The following is a 22509-nucleotide window of genomic DNA, read 5'->3' as shown; positions in this document are numbered from 1 at the left end:
TTTAATTGGCTGATGTGTAAGTAAGTTTAACAAAGGAATGTCCAATCTGGCCCGGCATTGGTGGGTTTAATTTCTTCATACTCACCTGTACAGTTTCAACAAAAGGATATAATTTAATTACTTTAGAAATGATATTCTTCAAAACAGTTTCCAAAAGCTTTTGTGTGTGTGTCATTTCTTCGAGAATAATAGCATTCAGGTCTTCGTAATTAACGGTCTGACCTATTTCATCATCAAAACCTTGCGGCGTAAACTCTGTTTCGAGATCTACAACAAAATGATTTCCAATAAGTTGCTCTTCTGGGTAATATCCATGTAAGGCAAAGCATTTTACATCTTTTAACGCTACGGTTTGTTTGAAATGGCTCATGTATATTTTGTATGCTGCAAAATTAATTTTTTATTCATGAATATAATGCCCCTTGCCGTAAATTGTTACCTTTGAAATTAACGCGATTTCTTAACCAGATAACACGAATTACATGAGCAAATCAGTAAAAAAAGACCTGTACGAGGCGCCAGACTATTATTTATTGGATGAATTGTTAACCGATGAGCACAAATTAATCCGTGCTACAGCCAGAGATTGGGTAAAAAAAGAAGTGAGTCCGATTATTGAAGATTATGCACAAAAAGCAGAATTTCCAAAGCATTTAATAAAAGGCCTGGCCGATATTGGTGCTTTCGGCCCAACCATTCCGGTTGAGTACGGTGGTGCAGGCTTGGATTATACGGCTTATGGGATTTTGATGCAGGAAATAGAACGTGGCGATTCAGGCATCCGCTCTACTGCATCTGTTCAGGGTTCGTTGGTGATGTACCCAATTTATGCTTATGGGACCGAAGAACAGCGTAAAAAATACCTGCCAAAATTGGCCAGTGGCGAAATGATGGGCTGTTTCGGTTTAACAGAACCAGATCATGGCTCCAATCCGGGTGGCATGGTAACCAATATTAAAGATGCCGGAAGCCATTATATTCTAAATGGTGCAAAAATGTGGATCAGTAATGCACCATTTGCAGATATTGCAGTAGTTTGGGCAAAAGATGAATCGGGCAAAATCAGGGGAATGGTAGTTGAACGTGGAATGGAAGGGTTTTCGACTCCTGAAACACACAACAAATGGAGCCTACGCGCTTCTGCCACTGGTGAGCTGGTTTTTGATAATGTAAAAGTGCCAAAAGAGAATGTTTTTCCTGAAATAAGCGGATTAAAAGGTCCATTGGGCTGCTTAAATCAGGCCCGTTATGGTATTGCCTGGGGCGCATTGGGGGCAGCAATGGACTGTTATGATACCGCTTTGCGTTATTCAAAAGAGCGTATTCAATTTGGGAAACCTATTGGCGGTTTTCAGTTACAGCAAAAGAAATTGGCAGAAATGGTTACCGAAATTACTAAAGGCCAGCTTTTGGTTTGGCGCTTAGGTGTATTAAAGAGCGAAAATAGGGCATCTGCAGAACAAATATCGATGGCAAAAAGAAACAGTGTAGAAATTGCCCTCGATATTGCCCGAAATGCACGCCAAATGCTTGGCGGAATGGGGATTACCGGCGAATACTCGATTATGCGACACATGATGAACCTCGAATCGGTGGTTACCTACGAAGGCACACACGATATACATTTACTGATTACGGGAATGGATGTAACCGGGTTAAATGCATTTAAATAAACCTGGTCTTAATTTTATCAACCCTATTTTCATATTACATTCTTAGCTTTGTGCTTTATATCAAAAAATATTTATGGACTTTAAAAAATACACCTACATACCTGCCCCACCCGAAGAAGTTTATTTAGCGCTTACCAAAGATATCAGCATAAAATTATGGACGGGTGCCGAAGTAGAGTTTGAAGAAGTGCCGGGAACAGAGTTTTCTTTCTGGGATGGTGATATTACCGGTAAAAACATCGAATTTACTTATGGTAAACAGATTGTACAGCAATGGTATTTTGGTGAAGAAAATGAGCCTTCTATTGTAACCATCAAACTGCACGAAGATAAAAAAGGAACTTCACTGGAATTTAGACAAACCAATATCCCTGACGAAGATTATGAGGATTTTACCGAAGGGATTCAGGAGTATTATATAGGTGGGCTGGTAGATTTTTTCGACGAATAAAGCAACATCAAAAAAAAATGAAAATTAAAATTACCGCTCTTTCTTCTTTACTTTTCCTTACCGCATTTACTTCCTGCACATCTTTCCTTACTCCGGCTATTTTGGGGAACAATATGGGATATATACCAAAGGCAATGGGTGCAGATAGTGTTAAAACGTTAACAAATTTGTCAGCAAGTTATGCCGGTTCTGCTTCACCGAGCGCCGGTACTGGTTTCGAATTGGGAATGGCAAATATAAGTCAGTCGCATACCTTTAAGAAAGCAAATATTTCTTATGGAATTTTCGGTTATGCGGGAAAGGCATCGGGTGGAGATCAGGATAGCAATACAGAAGACTCAAAAAATTATCTCCCACCCTTTAAAAAATCGATCAGTGGTATTGGTTTAAGATTCTCTACTGGCCTTCACAATACCTCAGCTAATGGAAATACAGATTTTAGATACATCAACTTTGAAAATGCGCTAAGCTTTGAAGGTGGAGCATACACCAAATTCAGACAGCAGGTTTATAGCAACCGCATTCCTGATTATGTAGCCGTTACAAACAGGAAGGTGCTTTGGACCACAGGGCTATCTACAGAGGTTATCTGGAGAGTAAGGGATAACCATGATATCAGACATGCTTTTAGACTTTTTATTGGTGGAACTCCTAACTTTGCAAATAGTTTTAGATCTGGTATTAAAACAAATGATCTGATTAGGGGTAAAAATTCGATGGGTTGGGTTTTTAGCTACTTCTTGTATATCAAACATTTTTCTCTTTCGCTCGAAATGGCTGATAATGTTAATTATGCGCAAAAAATAAGCGTTGGTTATTCATTTCAATAAAACATAATGGATCAGGTACTGTTCTGACATAAATAAAATATTATGAACAGAACATTGGGACTTATATTGATCGTTGTGGGCATTGCTATGCTCGTCTGGACAGGTTTTACCTATACTAAAAAAGAAAAATTAGCTGATGCTGGTCCTATTCAAATATCTGCTGACAGAGAAAAGTCAGTTAATTGGCCACCATATGCAGGCGGGATTATTTTGATAGCCGGGGTAATTGTGTTTGTGGCTTCCAAAAACAGGAAATAACATCCATTCAATTCAGCAATTGCCTGAGTTTTCATCTCTTTTTGTATGATTTTAAATTATTGATTTACAGATTGTTATGTATGTATTAAAACATTTATGCAACATAGTTGCATAAATGTTGATCTTTATTTTGCAACATAGTTGCAATTAACTAACTTAGTGCTGTTGCAACCGGGGATAAGCCGAAACCCCGTAACCACCAGTAGGCATCAATATTAATCAATTATTTTATGAAAAATCAATCAGAAAAAATCACTTTAAGCTTAGAAGACCTTCAATTAGAGAGTTTTGTAACCAGTATCGATAGCGAAGTGGCCATGCGTTTATCAGGCGGTTTGGGTAACCTTTCAGAGCCTACCCACACTGAACAAACAGATGATCACCACACCCCTCCTGTTAAGTGTACTACTGTTATCTGTTAATTGATAAAGGTGTTTTCATCTCAAGGCGCTTTAGGGCGCCTTGTTTGGTTAAGTGTATGGCGCTTAGCGGCTTGCGTTCAGCGTAATTAACCGGTTTTATCTACCTAATGAACCATCACAAAGCCGGCCTTAATCAACAACCGGATCTGCTTAACTACTTTGTTTTCTAACTCAGTCAAAGACTTTTTAGTTGGATTCTCTTCAAAAAGAAGAGCTTGAATCGACTTTACAAGCTCCACTCCTGTTAATTTTTTCTTAGAAATTGTATTTAAAATCACCGCGGCAAACACACCCACGCTTAACTCCTTTATTCCACTCCCTTCACTGATCAATAAAAGAATATTTGGATCATTCAAATCATCGTGATGGTGATAAAGTTCTATATGCGCACTTAAGCCAAAAGATTTGGCCATCAAAGCCTGATCGGTTATAGAAAGGCTTTCGTTGGCCATTTTATACAAATACCTGTATTTCTGTTCGAAACTGAAATAGCCTTTGTGCTGTTTCCACAAGTTAACCAGCTTGCCTTCCAAATCGAATATTTTTTGAATTCTTGTATTACTGGATGCCAACACCAGCAATTCCAGTCTCATTTTAAACTCATCGATATCTTTTACATCAAAAATTGTTGAATCAACAGCTTTTAATTCCTCCAATGTTCTGGTATAGTATTTTGAAAAAACAGATTTTTTAACCTGTTTTTCGGTGTAGTTATCTTCAAAAATAGATTTTCCATAATTTTTAGGCAATTCTGGTGTTAGTATGCTGTTGGTAGTTTTATTATTCAAAACATTCAGGATGATATAACCAATACCAGATTTTCCAGAGAGTAATCCGTAATCGTCACATCCGCATGAAACGTAGGCATTATAGCTGTTTGTTTTTTGGTAAAGCATTTTGGCTTTATCCAAGATCAGAACAATTTGGGCTTTCTTCTTATGGTTTAGTAGAAGCGGAATCATACCACAGTAACCGCTCACCAAAGTAAAATCTGTGCGGTCTAACTTTTCTAAATCATCCAAACACCGTTGCAAGGCATTGCTGCAGCTTAATCGGTACTGTTTCTGTTTGGTAAGTTGCAATGCCATTTGCCTTGTAATGCCAACGCCGGCCGCACCATGGGCCCAGGCGTTTACATCGGTCATTTCGGCTAAAAAGGTTTGCAGTTTCCACTCATGTACATCAGCCTTATTTAAGCGATGCGGCCCAAGGCGCAGATCCAGCCAGTTTTTCGATGGGCTGTAATAATATTGCATCTCATATTTTAGGGCTTCTTCTGCAAGATAGATCAAACCGTTGGCTTTAAAATATTGGCCAACCTGCATTAAAACCAAGGCAATACCAGCTGCACCGTGCGAAAAGCCAGTCATGCTATCATAAGCTTTTTTTGAACTGGAATAATCCCATTTTAAACCCTGTTCTGATATCCGCGCTTCTGTAATCAGCCTTTCAATCAATAAACTAACCATATTTAATACCTCATTATCACCAGTATGATGGTAAAGTAAGGTCAACATCAATAAATTACCACTATAGCCGCTTAGAAGATCTGCCTTCGATAAACCTGCTGTTAGTTCCTGTTTATGGGCTAAAGTAAGTTCAAGCGCTTTTTCTTTGTAAAAAGTATTGCCCGCAACCTCAAAAACCTTTAAACAGGTATAAATCACACCACCCAATCCGGTATAAAGTGCAAAAAACTTCGGATGCTGTACGGCATTGGCATTTAAGATTCGGTGCATCCCTTTGTCCACTATCCTTAAATGATCACTGTTTCCATCGAACTGGTATAATTCCAAAAAGAATAGGATAATACCACAGTTACCGTTAAAAAGGTCGTAACTTTCCCTGAGTTCATACTCATCCGGATTGATGTAAAACGGCGTTTGCCACCAGATTTCCTGCTCATTTTCTTTAAAACTGGAAATTAATTCGCCATAAATTTCATATAGCTGATCTTTCAGTCTTTTGATCTCTTCTACAGTAAACATTTTGAGGATTGCTGGATTGAATTTTCATGTATAAACCGGAGGCATACTGTAATAATGTACATGATATAAGCCTCCTCATAATTTGAAATACCTAAGCGGTTATTGTTCATGTGCATAAAACTCGAAATCACCTGAAACATCTTGTTTTTTTCAAAATCAATCTTTTGGTATGAACATATCACTTTAGTCGTTTTTGATAAATATTCCATTAAATCATCATCCACAATATCCTGGTTAAGTTGCTGCCAAAACTGCTTGCCTGCCTGGAGCGTTTGATTTTTCAGCGGAACAAAAACTTTTTCAAACTGGCTTAACCAAAATGTACGCTGTTCTTCCCTCGGATCGGTTGAGTTGTATAATTTTGGTAACCAGCCATCTAAAAAGAAATTACATACGGCAATTAAATCTTCTTCATCCCACTTTAAAGTGTGAAGTAATGATAGATGCAGCTTTATAGCCTGGGTAATGATCGACTGATTTGCCTCTCTTTTTACGATCCAATTCAATACATAATGAGAAGAACATTCAAAATATTGTTCTGCCCAGACTATACTTTCGTAATTTCCGTACCTGTCTATTTCGGGTTCATATCGGGCTGTCTGAATAGTTTTAATAGCTGCATTACCCGGGCTTAATGCTTTAACAATAGCATTATGTTCGTTTTCTGACGCTTTTAACCTCAAACGGATATGATTCCCTCCCTCCCAATAACGAATAAAAAACCAGGGCCTGCGCCATTGCCAGATAAAAGGATGGATAAGTTCTATCAAAAGCCTGTCAGCATTTTCATGATAAAAAATATACAATGAAAACCACTTTTCTTTATGCTCTTCCATAAGCCGATCAGTTATTGTACCATTGAATGAGGTATTCGCGCACCGTATTCTGATCAGGTTTGGGAAAAACCTCTTCTAAGGTGATGTATTCTCCTGCCCTTAAAAGCAGTTTTTTAAACATACCAACTAACAAAGGATGGGTAAAAGAAAGATATTGCGGTTTATAATCATCATGCAGTCCTTCCCGTTTTCCTTCAGGTTTTGCCTGATAGGCACGTTTTCGTAAAAAAATAAAAATCTCTTTGGGTATTTTATTGCGGTCAAGCCAATTATTTAGTCTGATAAAGTAAGTGAAATCTGCTTCGGCAAGTCCCTGAACCGGGATGATTTCGGTTTTTACCCGCCACGTTTTTCGCCTGATCACCACATTTTCTGCATAAACAATTCTTGGCAGAACAAATATATCCGGTGCCGGAACCGGGTATTTATCAAGATAAAACCGGTCAACCAGTTGAATGAAAGGTTGTAATGATACACGGGCATCGGGATTGAAATGTGCAAGTAGCTGGTAAAGGTTAGACCGATTATAAAAAGACTCCAGGCTTAAATCGTAGCTAAATAATTCCAAATCGGCAGAATGTAAGCTAAGCGCCTTTCTTTCCTTATTATATCTGACTTTTAAGTCGCGGATATTAAACCGTTGAGCTAAGGGGTATATATTATTTCCCCCGGGAAGCTCGAGTTCGTGCGCCAATAGAGGCGGGTGAATATTGGCATTGAATGTTGAAGCATCGTTAAGCTCCAGCTTCATCTGATCGGGAAAAAGCTTTTCGTTGTACTGAACAAAACTTAGGGTAACCTCTGGATCAAACAATGACAAAAACCTGCCGCTTACTTTGCCCATGCCGGGTAAAAGTGCATTGATAACACCAGAAAAACCATCTTCGTTGTCCGAAAACTGAACAAACATACCCAGTGATGATTTTTGAGCCAAATTTTGGCTTTTTGGCAGATCAGCAAAAAAATCAGCATTAAACCTGATCAGATTTTCGTTAGCATGATCTAATTGATCAATTTTAGCCATAACAGCCTCTTTCCAACGCCTGAGTGCTAAAAAATCAAGTCCTTCTTCGGTTTTGTGCTCTTTTTCTTGCTTTTTAACGTAGAGATAATAGTCTTTGTAAAAAGTAGCTAGGGCTACGGCTTCATCATTTGAGTATTGCTTCAGAAAGAAACCGATCATTTTTTTCCGTTCATTCCTCATTACATCGAGCGGAAGCAAATAACTGATCAGTTCATCGGTTTTCGATACAAAATCTTCAACAGGTTGACCTGGAAGCACTAAACTCTCCGAAGTAAAACAATCTTCGTAAAAAATATGCCTGGCCGAAAAATAATAAGGCACAAATTGATGCATTGAAAAAGCAGTTATTTCGGGAGTTTCAGCCATCAATTTCCCATCTGATGCAGCGCTATACAAAGGAAGGCCGGCTTCCTGCTGCAGATCGGCAAAAACTGCATTCAGCTGCTTCTCGGCTTGTTGGAGAATATTATACCGCTCAAAAAGATCAGTGCCTTGGTATACTCTTCTATAATCTTTCAGACGTTCAAAAAGCGCAATGATCGCTAAAACTGAGGGTTCTTCTCTTTTTAAGTTCTTAAGAAAAAGCAATAGCTTATCGTCCCAATGCTCATCCATCCCGGAAAATCCGGGATTCATTTCGAGCATACCGCTTTCAACCAGTTTGATCAGGTAGATCTTTATGCTTTCGTGACTGGGATTTTCCAAATAAATCGCACATTGATCGATCAGATTTTTCAGGGTAACAGGTTTATGATAACCATCAAGATATTGATAAACAATTAATTGTAAGGAATTTGCATTGATCTGCTGAAAAGATTCGATGTTGTTGAAATTACTCAGAAAACAGATTTTATCTTCCTTTATTTCTGCAGTTAAGTTTAATTTAACAAACAAATGCTCATTTAATAAGGGATGCTTTTTGATAATGGCTTTAAGATACTCGAATATGGAGTTGTTTAATTTTAACCGGCTATTAACCTGCGCAACAGCTCCCGGGTTTTCAGGTGTACCCGACTGATCTAAAGTCATTAATCCTGTATAGGTGAAACTGCTAAACGGCGAGGTTTTAAAAGCCATCCTGCTGAGGTACCTTAGCAAACTGAACAGGATACGCTGTTCCTTTTGTTTAAAGCTATGGCTGTCTTTTTTTACAAAATTTTTTAGCTGTTCGTAAAGCAGCGGGCTGGAAAGCAAAAGCCCGTTCTGAAGTTCTGGATTGAGTGCCATTTGCTGTAGCCATTTCCGGTTCAGATCCTGTTCTTCTTCGAATTTTAATGCCTTTTCTTCCAAAAAAAAAGCCAACTCTTCAGCTTTATCCAGGTAGCTTTGCAGATCATTTCTTACCGTCTGCGGCAAGTGAAGGATGTGCTCATTATTTATCTTTTTATCATTGAATATCTGTCTTTTAATGTTAATTAACAGTTGTCTTACTTTATCATCTTGCTGCTCAGTGATGATCGGATATAAAGCATCACAAAAGCAGTTTTTTAGCTGCTCTTTTTCATTAATGAGCGCTCCTATAGATTTCAGCAATTTTTCAGTATCATTAAACTTCAAATTGTCAAAAAGTTGATGATGCAATCCGGCATAACGCACCAATGAATAAGGAAAAATCTGTAAGCTCATATTAATAGGTATTTATTTGCCCAGTTCGAGTTGGTTTTTGATCAGGTTATAATAGCTTCCTTTTTTAAGAAGTAAACTTTCATGGGTACCTTGCTCCTGGATTTCGCCCTGATGCAGCACTATAATCTGATCGGCATGTTTAACGGTACTTAGCCTGTGTGCTACAATCAGTACCGTTTTGCCTTTAAAAAAAGTATTCAGGTTATTTACGATCGATCGCTCATTCTGTGCATCAAGTGCGTTGGTGGCTTCATCCAGAAATACATAATCAGGATTACGGTAAATCATCCTGGCAATTAACAGACGTTGCTTCTGTCCTTCGCTAAGCCCATAACCATCCCTACCAACCACAGTATCGTAACCAAATGGCATGGAAGAGAAAAAATCGTGCATATTGGCCATTTTAGCAGCTTCATAAAGCCTTTCGTAATCTTTTGTAACCGCTCCAGCAAAAATGTTATTGGCGATAGAATCCATAAATACGTAACCATCCTGCATAACTACTCCACAGTGTTTCCGCCACGATTTCGCATTCACTTGAGCTATATTTTGCTTGCCCAGGTTTATTTCACCTCCGGTTAAGCCATAAAATTTCAATAAGAGCTTAATGAGTGTTGTTTTGCCACTACCGCTCATGCCCACAATCGCAGTAATTTTCCGGGCAGGAATTAAGAGGTCGATATTTTTCAAAACAAAAGGAGAATGTCTGCTGCCGTACTGAAAAGAGACCTTTTTCAATGAAATATCAACTGGGCCAGGGTTTTTCAATTCTTCTTTTAGTTCGAGGTCTTCTTCCTCTTCCTGCTGAACTTCCTCCATTCGCATCAAACTGAATTTGGTGTTTTGAGATACCCTCGAAAATTCGACCAGCTGATTTACCGGCGCATTAAGCTGACCGCACACATAAGTAACGGCAAGCATGCCACCCAGTGTAATCTGATCATTGATTACCAGCATAGCTGCAGCATAAGTGATTAATACGTTTTTTACCTCATTGATAAAAGACCCCACCCCTTGCATGCGCTGATCGAGCTGAAGTGCTTCAAGTTTTAAGTCAAACGACTGATCCTGAAGGCTTTCCCAAAGGTCTTTTTTATCTTCTTCGCTGCCGGTGAGTTTGATTTCCTGCATGGCATAAAAAATCTCCAAAAGCAATTGCTGATTGGCAGAAAGGACCTTAAATTTCTTTTGATCGATGATTTTACGTTTCTGCTGAAAAGAGTTGGACCACAAGATGCTGATCCCTGCCCCTATAGTGAAAAGGAGACATATCTGCCAGTTATAGTAAAATAATACCCCACCAAGTACCAATAAAGTAATAGCCGAAAGGATAAAATTGATCAGAAAATTAGTTAAGAACTCCTCTATACGCTGATTATCATTTACCCTTTGCATATTATCGCCTGCCTGGCGGTTATCAAAGAAAGAAAAAGGCAGTTTCATCAATTTGGCCAAAAAATCTTTTAGCATCATGATGCTTGTTTTGGCACCAATGCGGAACAATATCCTGGCACGCATAAAATCCATCAGCATCCGACCCGAAAAGAGCATTAACTGACCTAAACATATCAACAAAAGCAGGTTGGTGTTTTTGGCACTGATGCCTTTATCAACCACCATTTGCGTAAGCAACGGTATAACAAGCGAAAAGCCGCTGGCCAATATTAAACTCACCAGTATCGGTAACCAGTTTTTACGGTGCATTTTGAGGTAAGGCAGCAATGACCATAGCGAAGTTTTATGCTCGGGCTCTTCCTTTAAATCATCAAAAGTACGGTCGGGCTGCAGCAGCAAAGCTCTTCCAGTTTTATTTTCTGCACTGATTGCCCAGCCAGCAAGAAAATCGTCAATGCGAAGTTTAACCTTACTGCTTAAAGCAGGGTCGGCCAGATAAATATATTGATCATTTACTTCATAAAGCACAACATAATGTTCTTTCTGCCAATGCAGTATACATGGCAACGGAACGTTTTTCAATTTATCGAAAGGTAGTTCTGCAGCAAGGGTTTTAAAACCCATATTGTCAGCAGCATCGATCAAATTGAGCAGGTTTGTTCCCTGTTTACCGATCTGGCACAGCTTCCTTAAATACTGCATCGAAAGATTTTTGCCGTAATAAGCTGCGACCATTTTCAAACATACAGGGCCACAATCCATTGCATCGGGCTGCTTATAAAACGGGTACTTATTTCTACGGATAAAATCTTTAAACATGGTGCAAAGAAAATTTGTAAATGCAATACAGTTGCAAATATGTAAAATATAATGCAACTTTGATGCATTAAATAACCATAAAATTTCAGATGCATAAAAAGGATTTTGCCACTTGGTTAATGCTGATCAAAAAAGAATTATTGCTGAATTATCGGAATAAGACGATTATGATTTCGACTATTATAATATGGATATTGTTTATAGCTGCTACTATATGTACAATTTTAAATTACCAGACTGATCATAAGCAACGTCAGTCTGCAAATACACTTTTCAGGCAACAATGGGAACACCAGAAGCGAAATCCGCATGATGCAGGCCATTTCGGAACCTACCTGTTTAAGCCTGTTAACCTGCTCAATGCTTTTGATACTGGCATTAACGATTTTACAGGCAGTACCTACCGGGTTGAAGCTCATATACAGCACGAAATCAGCGATGACGAAGCGGTGAATAATGATACAGTCATGCGTTTCGGAAAACTCACCTTCGCACTTATTCTACAATTACTAATCCCTCTATTTTTACTGTTCAATACTTCTACCAGCATTACCAATGAAAAGGAAAGCGGAACGCTTAAAATGCTGTTAGCCCAGGGCCTGAGTAGCCGGAAGATTATCTGGACGAAAGTTTGGGCTAATTACCTGCTCATTGCAGCGATTGTGCTACCTGTTTTTATATTCATGGCTGCAGCAGTTTTATCTTCAACCGATTCTGTCCTATTACTGCCCAGATTGGGATGGATCCTGATTACTTTTTTATTGTATTTCCTGATCATCTCATTGGCTGGTACCCTCATTTCAGCCATCAGCAGCCACTCTGGCAAGGCATTGTTAATGGCTTTATGCCTATGGATTTTTACCGGGATCATCTTTCCCAAAATAATTACAGGTATTGCAAACCGAAGTTATCCATTAATGTCGCGCGCTACTTTTAGCGACCTGGTTGAACAAGGCTATAGAAAAGGTTTAACCGGAAACGATCCTTATGCAGCACGCGGCGAGCGCTATATCAATAGCTTATTAAAAAAATATCAGGCAGATAGCGTTGCGGCATTACCTTTTAATATAAATGGTTTAACACTTCAGTTTAATGAAGATTACCGAAGCATGGTTTTTAACCATTATTTTAAATCGGTTGAAAAGAGCTTTGATCAACAGCAGCATTTTTTAACTATCTCCGGAATTTTCGATCCTTTTCTGTCCACAAAACGTTTATCGATGGCTTTGGCAGGATCAGATTTTTATCATCACCAACAATTCTTTAAACAGGCCCAAACTTACCGAAACGCGCTCATCAAGCGGCTGAACATGCAACTGGCTATGCACGGTAAGGGTGTTAAGGGCGAATACATTGTTGGGCCGGAATACTTTAGCAGGCTTAAAGATTTTAAATATCAACTGCCTGAGCTTAACCAGGTATTAAACTTAAGAAAGGTAGCTTTTTTATCGCTGGCCGGCTGGATTTTGATGCTTGTATTATTTCTCCAATTTATTGCTTCACGTTATTTAGCCTATCATTATGCAGCTGCTTAAAACCATCTTTTTATTTGAATTCAGACTGCTTGCCAGGCAAAAATTTATCTTGTTACTGATCGGTTTTTTCTTCCTGACCGGAATTTATAGCATTTACTATGGTTATCATTTTACTGAAAAGCAGTTAGCAGCTATAGATAGCCTGGAAAGCGGATATCAAAAAAAATATAGAGAAATAGAGGCCGCTTTTTCGGCAGATACCACTACTGCGGAAGGTAAAATTCTGTTTAACCAGGCTGGCATTCCTTCAGTAATTGAGTATAAAAACCCTTTAATTGCTGTATGTAAACCTCAATCAATAAGTGTTTTATCAATTGGACAAAGCGATCTGCAACCTTATTACGATGTGATTACCCGCCGACGCAATTTTATGCAGGGTTCGAATGCCGAAATCTCAAATCCAGAAATGTTAGTGTCGGGTAATTTTGATCTGGCTTATGTGATTATTTTCCTGCTACCGATACTGGCTATTGCATTAAGCTACAATACCTGGTCTAAAGAGAAAGAGCAACAAACTGATAGATTACTTTCATTACAGGGAATTTATTTCAGGAAGATTATTGGTTACAAACTTGTTTTTCGCTTCCTCCTGGTTGGTTTAATGGTTTGGCTATTGAGTATCATCGGATTTATCAGTTCAGCTACACTCATTCCATTTGATCTTAGCGCAGCTCTATTTTGGCTGTTGAGCAGCAGTGCTTATCTTTTTTTCTGGTTTGCTGTTACCTTTTTTATATTGAGGCTGGGAAAAAGTTCTGTGCATAATGCCCTCTATCTTTTGGGCCTGTGGTGCGCCTTGTTGATCTTATTGCCAGCTTTATGCAATACTGTTGTACGCTTGTACTATCCCATTCCTTTAAAAACCGGAGCTGCAGTGGCTTTGAGAGAAAACAGTGAAGCCATTTGGGCCATGCCGCATAAATTATTGATCGATACTTTTTACCTGAACAATCCTAAATACAGCCCTTTAAGGGAAGCAGCAGATACAAGCGAGACCAGTAATAAACGCTTTGCAGCTTATTACGATCTTTTGGGTAGGCGTATGACACAAGCTATTGAAAACTACAACCAATATCCTGCTGCACAGAACGAAGCCAATCTATGTTTAAGCTGGTTTAATCCGGCAATTAAAACACAATACTTACTGAACGGAATAGCTGGCACAGGCCTTAACGATTATCTCTCTTATCAAAGACAGGTAAATGATTTTCAAAAAACATGGGTTGATTTTATGACTGGTTATATTATTTCAGATAAAAAACTAATATTAAATGATTTAAAAGATCTACCTCAATTTAAACTTAAACCTTTAAAAAATAAATACCCAGAGATTGCTATAGGTATTTTATACCTCTCTGGCATCAGTTTCTGCATCATATTTCTTTCCAGGAAAATCACTGTTAAAATATAATTCAAACAATAATATATCCCAATCACACAAAAAAATGAAGAAAACACTTTACCTGATTTTATTCTTATTTATTTCGGTACAACAGGTTTTTGCACAGCATGAAAAACGGAATAGATCAACGCAGGATTCTGTCATCAAAACACGTCAGCTTAATGAAGTCCGTATTGATGGTCAGAAAGCTGTTAAACTCAAAAAAGATACCCTCTCCAACACCTTAAGGATGCAGGTTCCCCTGTTGCAGATGCCACAGAATATCATCAGTATTTCTTCATCCCTGATACAGCAACAGGGTGCATTGCAGTTAAAAGATATGGCCAGAAATGCCAGTGGTATTTATTTTGGTTATAACAGTTCGCCTTTTGATAACTCGGCATCAATAAAAGTAAGGGGATTTAATGCCGCTACCACAATTAACGGTATGCCAAACCGCCTGGTTCTGGGGGCAACACTGGATGATGAATCATTAATCGAAAATCTTGAGTTTATTAAAGGTCCGGCAGGTTTTATAAGTGCTTTAGGCGAACCTGGAGGGACTTTAAATATTGTGACCAAATCACCAAAGGAAAAACTACTTAATGTACAGCTTACAGGTGGTAATTATAATCTTTTGCGCGCCACTGCAGATATTGGAAGTGCTTTAAAAAGCAAAGGCTTTTCCTACCGTTTTAATACGGCGTTTCAGCATCAAGATTCGTACCTGAATTACATGAAAACCGCCAAATATGTAATTGCACCTGTGCTACAATACAATTTAAGCCCCCGCACTTACCTGATTGCCGAATACAATTACATCCGCGGAGAGGTTAAAAACGGTTCATCAATTAACAAATTACGTCAGGATAAAGATGTATTACAGGATCCGGTCAGCCTAAATTTCAGTGCAGGTAAAGGATTACCTTTGAGTGTTTCAGAAACACATACTTTCAGATTTAGCGCCGTTCATAAATTCAATGAAAACTGGCAGCTTACCTCCCAGTCAAATTTTGTCAAATCGCCAGCCAACCAATGGTATATGGTATCGGCAAATAACAGAACATCGATCAGTTTTAACGACCAGGGTAAAACCAACCGCATTGCCAGCAACTCGAACCTGTTGGGCGAAACCTATAATACCAATCTGTTTTTATCTGGGAAATTTAAAACCGGTGTATTTAAGCATAATTTACTGATCGGAAGCGATTATACCAAGGGAAACGACTCTTTATCTACCTACTACGGTACCGTTTCTACTCCATTTGATAGGAATAGCCCTAATTTTTATGTAGATCCGAATATGGTGAGTATTACCAAAAGATCAATCAGGCAGGAAAATCACATTCACTATTCTGCAGCTTATATTTATGATAATATCACATTGGATAAATTTTTACTGACTGTTGGTGCACGTTATACGGATTACCGCAACCGCAATATTTTAACCACAACCAAAGGTCCGCGTGTGCCCGACTACTATAAACAACATGCATTTTCACCCCGTGCAGCATTAAGTTTTATGCCTGACTCTACATCTTCCGTTTATTTTCTATTTGACCAATCCTTTGTGCCTAAGACAGGTCAGGTAGTTACCGAAACCATCGATGGTCCGCAGGCCGGACAAAAAACTGTTACAGCATCAAAACCTATTGAACCCGAATTAGGCACCAACCTTGAAATTGGCCTCAAAAAGAACTGGTTTAATGGTCGTTTGTTGACGACAGTAAATGGTTTTCATACAGTAAAAAGAAATGTAGCGGCAAGAGATTTCAGGAATTACGCCGCCTCTGCAGGGGCAATAGCCTATTATCTTCAATTGGGCGAAGTAGTGAGCAATGGTTTTGAAGTTGATGTAATCGGAAATATTACCGATTGCCTGTCGCTGATTACCAATTATACTTATGTAGATGCCAAAATTACCAAAGATAATAACCTAAATCCAACAGCCGACGATCCTTCAATTGTAGGACAAAAAATGCCCGATGTTCCTCAACAGGTGTTTAATACCTGGTTGCAATATAGTATTCCTTTAAAAGGTTATAACAAAATTTCAATCAGCGCAGGCCAAACCACCATTACCAAACTTTCGGCTATTAGTCAGCGCGATACCTACTTACCCAATTACACCAAATTTGATGCAGGATTGAGTTTTAGCAATCCTAAATATATGTTCAGACTTATTGCCGATAATTTAACCAACAAACGTTATATGGCTTCGGGCGATATTACTACTGATTTCCCTTATCCGGGCAATAATTATTTCTTTATAGAAGGCGAGCCTTTTACCATCAGGCTTTCTTTGGGTGTAAAATTTTAATTTTTTCTTTATATGTTAGAAGCCATTGGATTAACCAAAAAATACCAGGACCACGTTGCCTTAAATAACCTGAATTTAAAAGTGGAGGCTGGAGAAGTATTTTGTTTGCTTGGACAGAACGGTGCGGGTAAAACCACTACCATTAATCTTTTTCTTGGCTTTACAGCAGCCAGTAGTGGCGAAGCCAGGATAAACGATATATTGGTTAGCCCCAACAATGAGCAAACCAAACAGTTTTTAGCCTACATTCCCGAAGTGGTAATGCTTTATGGTCACCTGAGTAGCATTGAAAATCTTGATTTTTTTAGCCGCATTGCTGGTTATACTTATAAAATAAATGAGCTTGAAGCATTTTTGCTTCAAGCCGGTCTTCAGCCGGATGCTTTTCATAAAAGGCTAGGCAATTACAGTAAGGGCATGCGGCAAAAGGTAGGTATAGCCATTGCAGTAGCTAAAAATGCCAAAGTTATTTTGATGGACGAACCAACAAGTGGTCTCGATCCTAAAGCTACCAATGAGTTTAGTGAAATTGTAAGACAGCTTTCGCAGGATGGCCGGAGTGTTTTTATGGCCACACATGACCTTTTTAACGCGGTAAATGTAGGGAGCAGGATTGGAATTATGCGACAGGGAACGCTGGTGTATACTTTGGATGCCAAGGATATTTCGGCAGTTGATCTTCAGAAACTGTATTTGGAGACGATTTGATTGAAAGAAAAAATCGTCATTCCAGGATATCGTTCTGGTCGTCATCCTGAATTTAATTCAGGGTGTTGATTTACCAGTTTCATATTCCGGAATGACGAAAAAAGGCTCCATTAATTAGATTAGCAGGTATTTTTTGGTTAAAGATCCTTCATTGCATTTAGGATAACAAAAACTGAAAAAACTATATCTCATAATTATAAACCGATCTTATTGCATCTCTTAAGTTATATTTAGAAGCCATCACTTCTCCATAAGCACCAGCACTACGGATTGCGAAAATATCGCCCCTGAAAGATTCTGGTTGCTCAACCTCTTTGCCAAAACAATCTGTACTCTCACAGATCGGCCCTACAATATCGTATTTAACAATCTGTGAACTGTCAACTGGAAACTGCTTACTAAGATTCTCGATCTTGTGATACGCTTGATACAATGCCGGACGCATCAATTCGGTCATCCCTGCATCCAGTACCACAAAATTTTTCTTCTTACCGTTTTTTACATACAGGACTCTTGTAATTAGCGATGCTGATTGACCGACCAAAGCCCTACCCAATTCAAAATGTACTTCCTGACCAGGTTTAACGGTTAAGAATTCATTGAAAATTTTAAAGTAAGATCCAAAATCAGGAATTTGATGATCAGGATTGTAATAATCGATACCTAAACCACCGCCTACATTCAATACCTTAAGTTTAAAGCCTTTATCTTCAAACCATGCAGCAAATTCGTTTACACGAACGCAAAGGTTTTTATAAACATCCAAATTGGTAATCTGCGAACCGATATGAAAATGAATGCCGATAAATTTAAGATTTGGTGAAGCTTTTAAAGTTTCGGCACATTCTGGTAAATCCCATGAATTGATCCCGAATTTATTTTCGTCTAAACCAGTGGTAATGTTGTGGTGGGTATGCGCATCAACATTCGGATTGATACGGATAGCCACCTGAGCGGTTTTACCTTTTTTACCAGCAAGTTCATTTAATACCGCTAATTCCTGGATAGATTCTACGTTAAAACAGAAAATATCCAGATCTAATGCCTCATTAATTTCTTTATCAGATTTACCAACTCCGGCAAATACAATTTTTTTGTGATCAAAGCCAATTTCAACTGCTCTTCTTACCTCACCGGCACTCACGCAATCTGCACCAAAACCAATTTCTCTGATCTGGTTTAACAGTACAGTATTGAAATTCGCTTTTAGTGCATAGTGGATATGAAATTGATATGGAGCTGCGGCATCTGCACAGGTGTGCAAGGTTTTTTGCAACAGATCGGTATCATAGTAGTAAAAAGGCGTTTCAATATTGTTAAACTTTGATATATCTTTATCGGCGAACATGTTCAAATTCCTTATTATAATTTTAATTTTATTCTTTGGGCTAATTTATTTGGGTAACTACCTGGATTTAAAGCATGGAAGAATTACCCAGAAACAATACAATGGAAAAATTCGATTTTTTATCGTATTACTCCTCATTGTATTGTTCTTATTATTTATCAAAAAATGAAGATAGCAGCCGCCATATTTATCGTCCTCATTCTTTCTGCAGGATTGTATAACTCCTACAAAAAATATAAAAACGGATTATTACCATCAAGCTTCCTGGCTATTCACTTCCTTATCGGGTTGCTGGTCATCATCGGCGCCTTTTTTCTCCTATTCGAATAATCTATTGTGCAAGCTTCTTAAAGCCTCCGTTTTATGCTCGCTTAGGATTAAAAGCGAAACGTTATAATTACTACCTCCGTAAGAAATCATGCGGATGGGAATGTGTTTTAAACCTTCTAAAACCCTGCTGGCGAAACCATGTTTTTCCGAACCGAAGTCGCCTACTACGCACACAATACTGTGATCAGTATCTACTTCTACTGTTCCGAAACTCTCCAGTTCCTCAATGATTTGTGGCAAGTGTGCTGTTTCATCTATTGTTAGCGATACAGCCACCTCCGAAGTGGTAATCATATCAATTGGCGTTTTGTAACGCTCAAAAACCTCGAAAACCCTACGTAAGAAACCATAGGCTAACAACATACGGCTCGATTGGATACGGATTGCCGTAATGCCATCTTTAGCAGCTATTGATTTAATTTTACCTTTTTCACTATTATGGGTAATTAAAGTACCCGCTGCAGAGGGCTCCATCGTATTTAATAAACGAACAGGAATTTTGTATTTCTGTGCAGGGAAAACAGATTGAGGGTGTAAAATCTTTGCACCAAAATATGCCAACTCAGCTGCTTCATCAAAAGATAACTGAGCAATCGGCTTGGTTCCTTTTACAATACGTGGATCGTTGTTGTGCATTCCATCTATATCCGTCCAGATCTGAACTTCTTCAGCCAAAATTGCAGCACCCAATAAAGATGCTGTATAATCGCTTCCTCCACGACGCAAGTTATCTACTTCGCCAAAACTGTTACGGCAAATATAACCTTGTGTAATAAATAATTTATTGTCTTTATGCTGCTCCAAAAGCGGCGTTAAATGTTTTGTGGTAAAAGGAATATCTGGTTCGTTATCTTCATCCGTTTTCATAAAATCTAAAGCCGGAAGCAACACCGATGATACACCGATTGATTTTAAATAAATATGGTATAGTGTGGTAGATAATAACTCACCTTGCGCCAATACTACTTTCTCTTCGATTGAAGTAAAAATATCATTCGCTAAACCTGCCAGGAAACCAAAGTGATAATCAATTACTTCATTTCCCTGCTCCTGAAATTCGGCAACAGGTAATAATTCAATAACAAAAGCTTTATATTTTTGATATAGGTTTTCTACACACTCGCTTCCCTTCTTCTTATCTCCAGCTAAAAAATAATTTGCAATTTCTACTAAACTATTTGTAGTACCAGACACTGCTGATAAAACTACAATCTGCTCTTCATTTGGATTAATGATATCCAACAACTTCGTCATGCGCTCGGGACTACCTACAGAAGTACCCCCAAATTTTAATATTTTCATCTGTTTATAAATTGTTTTTATCCATGATCAAGCAACGGTAACCTAGTTGTTTCTGCAACTATTTTAAAAAAGTTACAATCGCCTCACATTAATACTGGATTTTCTTTATTATTGTATCGGGGCGTGAAATTAAACAAAAGCAGCTTAAAAGCAACACCCTCAACAAAATAAAATTTGGATGAGTTGAAATAAATACGTTTCAACCAAACATCATTCATTAAAATTTGTTCAACACCAGATATTAAATTAAAAAAAAATCTCAATGCAGGCAATTGACCAATCAACACAAGACACAATCAATCAGTGGTTAAGTGGGAATTATGATGAAAATACCAAGGCAGAAATTCAGGCCCTTGTAGACAAAGACGCAACTACAGAATTAACAGATGCATTTTATAGAAGTTTAGAGTTTGGAACAGGCGGTTTACGCGGCATTATGGGTGCGGGTTCTAACCGTATAAATAAATACACGATAGGAACGGCCACACAGGGATTAGCCAACTATTTAAACAATAAATACCCGAATGAAAAAATTAAAGTTGCCATTGCACACGATAGTCGCAATAACTCTGATTATTTTGCGAAAATTACAGCTGACGTTTTCTCCGCAAATGGCATACACGTATATTTCTTCTCTTCATTAAGACCAACACCTGAGCTTTCTTTTGCTGTACGTCATTTTGGTTGCAAAAGTGGTGTAATGTTAACCGCCTCGCATAACCCTAAAGAATATAACGGTTATAAAGCTTACGGTGCTGATGGTGGCCAGTTTACTTCTCCTGATGATAAATTGGTAATTGATGAAGTAAATAAGATCAAAAGTATTGATGAAGTGAAATTCGACCGTGTAGATGAGAATATCGAACTGATCGGTGAAGATGTAGATAAACTTTATTTAGATGGTATTACGGCACTTTCGATTTCTCCGGATGCTATTAAAAGACAACATGATCTAAAAATCGTATATTCTCCTATCCACGGAACAGGAATTACTTTGGTGCCTAAAGCTTTAGCCCAATTTGGTTTTACTAATGTAACTCTAGTTGAAGAGCAAAGCACACCGGATGGAAATTTCCCAACAGTAGTATATCCAAATCCAGAAGAAAAAGATGCGTTAACCCTGGCCATGAACAAGGCAAAGGAAATTGATGCCGATTTAGTTTTAGCAACAGATCCTGATGCCGACCGCGTAGGAATTGCCGTAAAAGATAATAATGACGAATGGGTATTACTTAATGGTAACCAGACCGGAAGTTTATTAATCAATTATCTTTTATCTGCCTGGGAAGAGCGTGGTAAATTAGATGGTAATCAGTTTATTGTTAAAACGATTGTAACTTCTAATCTGATCGAAGAAATCGCAAAGAAAAAAGATGTTACCTATTATAATACCTTAACAGGATTTAAATACATCGGTCAGTTAATGACTGAACTGGAAGGTAAAAAATACTTTATTGGTGGCGGCGAAGAGAGCTACGGTTATCTGATTGGCGATTTGGTACGCGATAAAGATGCGGTGGTTTCTGCAGCTTTTATTTCTGAAATGACTGCCTATTATAAGGATAAGGGTGCAAGTTTATACAATGCATTGTTAGATATGTATGTAGAATATGGCCTTTACAAAGAAGATTTAGTTTCGTTAACCAAAAAAGGTAAATCAGGAGCTGAAGAAATTAAAGCCATGATGGTTAAGTTTAGAGAAAATCCGCCTGCAACATTAGGCGGTTCGAAAGTTTCGGTATTGAAAGATTATGAATTGAGCCAGGAAACAGATTTAGCAACCGGAAAAGTAAGTAAACTGGACTATCCGACTTCTGATGTTTTACAGTTTATTACAGAAGATGGCAGTATTGTTTCTGCACGCCCAAGCGGCACAGAGCCAAAAATCAAATTCTATTGTAGTGTAAATGCACCTTTAGCCGATAGAAAAGATTTCGAATCTGTTAATGCACAGCTTGATGATAAAATCAAAGCGGTAATGGCTGATTTACAGGCCTGATCAGAAAGCTTTAACCATAGATAAAAAGGAAAAACACAGATGAAGATCATTCATCTGTGTTTTTTGTTTATTCAGTATTTATTAGTGTCATCATCTCTACTGAAGCGCAGCAACTAACATGACGTAACTGGATTGAAATATGCAATTTGTAAGCCGTTTTAGGCATAGCAATTTCAAAATAAGTTGTTAGTATCAAAAAGTACTGCGTCTTTCTTATTTTTTCTTTGCCGCAATCAATTTCTTTAATACTTTTGCAGCGCAATA

Annotated in this window: 18 protein-coding genes; 11 read left to right on the top strand and 7 right to left on the bottom strand. The window is 38.2% G+C overall.

The window, feature by feature from the left end:
* Position 1 precedes the first annotated feature (1 nt).
* Positions 2 to 370 carry a dihydroneopterin aldolase gene (folB, locus tag FHT21_RS09390; protein ID WP_167294419.1) on the bottom strand — a complete coding sequence of 123 codons (369 nt, stop codon included), beginning with the start codon at positions 368 to 370 and terminating at the stop codon, positions 2 to 4.
* Positions 371 to 482: 112 nt separating this feature from the next.
* Here folB and FHT21_RS09385 point away from each other — a divergent pair, with 112 nt between their 5' ends.
* From FHT21_RS09385 to FHT21_RS09365, 5 genes are all read left to right on the top strand, one after another.
* Positions 483 to 1673, top strand: coding sequence for an acyl-CoA dehydrogenase family protein (locus tag FHT21_RS09385; protein WP_167294418.1), 1191 nt, complete (start codon positions 483 to 485; stop codon positions 1671 to 1673).
* Positions 1674 to 1746: 73 nt separating this feature from the next.
* Positions 1747 to 2124 (top strand): SRPBCC domain-containing protein, encoded by a 378-nt coding sequence (locus FHT21_RS09380; protein ID WP_167294417.1) that lies wholly within the window; start codon positions 1747 to 1749, stop codon positions 2122 to 2124.
* A gap of 17 nt (positions 2125 to 2141) precedes the next feature.
* Positions 2142 to 2954 (top strand): hypothetical protein, encoded by an 813-nt coding sequence (locus FHT21_RS09375; RefSeq protein ID WP_167294416.1) that lies wholly within the window; start codon positions 2142 to 2144, stop codon positions 2952 to 2954.
* Between the two features lie 42 nt (positions 2955 to 2996).
* Positions 2997 to 3212 carry a hypothetical protein gene (locus tag FHT21_RS09370; RefSeq protein ID WP_167294415.1) on the top strand — a complete coding sequence of 72 codons (216 nt, stop codon included), beginning with the start codon at positions 2997 to 2999 and terminating at the stop codon, positions 3210 to 3212.
* Between the two features lie 230 nt (positions 3213 to 3442).
* Positions 3443 to 3634: a pinensin family lanthipeptide gene (locus FHT21_RS09365; RefSeq protein WP_025143525.1), complete on the top strand. Its 192-nt coding sequence runs from the start codon at positions 3443 to 3445 to the stop codon at positions 3632 to 3634.
* 104 nt (positions 3635 to 3738) lie between these two features.
* Here FHT21_RS09365 and FHT21_RS09360 read toward each other — a convergent pair whose 3' ends face one another.
* Genes FHT21_RS09360 through FHT21_RS09345 form a run of 4 tightly spaced genes read right to left on the bottom strand, consistent with a single transcriptional unit; the run spans position 3739 to position 11322 of the window.
* The gene (locus FHT21_RS09360) at positions 3739 to 5622 is read right to left on the bottom strand and encodes a lanthionine synthetase LanC family protein (RefSeq protein ID WP_167294414.1); all 1884 of its coding nucleotides are present in this window, start codon (positions 5620 to 5622) and stop codon (positions 3739 to 3741) included.
* Positions 5610 to 6458 carry a thiopeptide-type bacteriocin biosynthesis protein gene (locus FHT21_RS09355; protein WP_167294413.1) on the bottom strand — a complete coding sequence of 283 codons (849 nt, stop codon included), beginning with the start codon at positions 6456 to 6458 and terminating at the stop codon, positions 5610 to 5612. The genes FHT21_RS09360 and FHT21_RS09355 overlap by 13 nt, the downstream gene beginning before the upstream one ends.
* 7 nt (positions 6459 to 6465) lie before the next feature.
* Positions 6466 to 9108 carry a lantibiotic dehydratase gene (locus FHT21_RS09350; protein ID WP_167294412.1) on the bottom strand — a complete coding sequence of 881 codons (2643 nt, stop codon included), beginning with the start codon at positions 9106 to 9108 and terminating at the stop codon, positions 6466 to 6468.
* Between the two features lie 12 nt (positions 9109 to 9120).
* Positions 9121 to 11322, bottom strand: coding sequence for a peptidase domain-containing ABC transporter (locus tag FHT21_RS09345; protein WP_167294411.1), 2202 nt, complete (start codon positions 11320 to 11322; stop codon positions 9121 to 9123).
* A gap of 89 nt (positions 11323 to 11411) precedes the next feature.
* On the opposite strand from FHT21_RS09345, the gene FHT21_RS09340 reads away from it, so the two are divergent.
* Genes FHT21_RS09340 through FHT21_RS09325 form a run of 4 tightly spaced genes read left to right on the top strand, consistent with a single transcriptional unit; the run spans position 11412 to position 17266 of the window.
* Positions 11412 to 12857 carry an ABC transporter permease subunit gene (locus FHT21_RS09340; RefSeq protein WP_167294410.1) on the top strand — a complete coding sequence of 482 codons (1446 nt, stop codon included), beginning with the start codon at positions 11412 to 11414 and terminating at the stop codon, positions 12855 to 12857.
* Entirely contained in the window at positions 12844 to 14268 is a 1425-nt protein-coding gene (locus FHT21_RS09335) for an ABC transporter permease subunit (RefSeq protein WP_167294409.1), read from the top strand. Before FHT21_RS09340 ends, FHT21_RS09335 begins: the two co-directional genes overlap by 14 nt.
* A 34-nt stretch (positions 14269 to 14302) precedes the next feature.
* Positions 14303 to 16558, top strand: coding sequence for a TonB-dependent receptor (locus FHT21_RS09330; RefSeq protein WP_167294408.1), 2256 nt, complete (start codon positions 14303 to 14305; stop codon positions 16556 to 16558).
* 12 nt (positions 16559 to 16570) lie between these two features.
* Positions 16571 to 17266, top strand: coding sequence for an ABC transporter ATP-binding protein (locus FHT21_RS09325; protein ID WP_167294407.1), 696 nt, complete (start codon positions 16571 to 16573; stop codon positions 17264 to 17266).
* A gap of 181 nt (positions 17267 to 17447) precedes the next feature.
* Here the strand turns inward: FHT21_RS09325 and lysA are convergent, their stop codons facing one another.
* Positions 17448 to 18614 (bottom strand): diaminopimelate decarboxylase, encoded by a 1167-nt coding sequence (lysA, locus tag FHT21_RS09320; RefSeq protein ID WP_167294406.1) that lies wholly within the window; start codon positions 18612 to 18614, stop codon positions 17448 to 17450.
* Between the two features lie 165 nt (positions 18615 to 18779).
* On the opposite strand from lysA, the gene FHT21_RS09315 reads away from it, so the two are divergent.
* Entirely contained in the window at positions 18780 to 18944 is a 165-nt protein-coding gene (locus FHT21_RS09315; protein WP_167294405.1) for a hypothetical protein, read from the top strand.
* Here FHT21_RS09315 and FHT21_RS09310 read toward each other — a convergent pair.
* Complete coding sequence (locus FHT21_RS09310; RefSeq protein ID WP_167294404.1) at positions 18933 to 20246, bottom strand: aspartate kinase; 1314 nt, start codon at positions 20244 to 20246, stop codon at positions 18933 to 18935. The two genes, FHT21_RS09315 and FHT21_RS09310, sit on opposite strands and share 12 nt — an antisense overlap.
* A gap of 262 nt (positions 20247 to 20508) precedes the next feature.
* Here FHT21_RS09310 and FHT21_RS09305 point away from each other — a divergent pair, with 262 nt between their 5' ends.
* Positions 20509 to 22245, top strand: a complete 1737-nt coding sequence (locus FHT21_RS09305; protein ID WP_167294403.1) for a phospho-sugar mutase — start codon at positions 20509 to 20511, stop codon at positions 22243 to 22245.
* Positions 22246 to 22509: the final 264 nt, after the last annotated feature.

It is taken from the genome of Pedobacter sp. SG908 (genome assembly GCF_011759615.1).
GTDB classification, from domain to species: domain Bacteria; phylum Bacteroidota; class Bacteroidia; order Sphingobacteriales; family Sphingobacteriaceae; genus Pedobacter; species Pedobacter riviphilus.
This window is presented reverse-complemented; position numbering and strand designations above follow the sequence as displayed.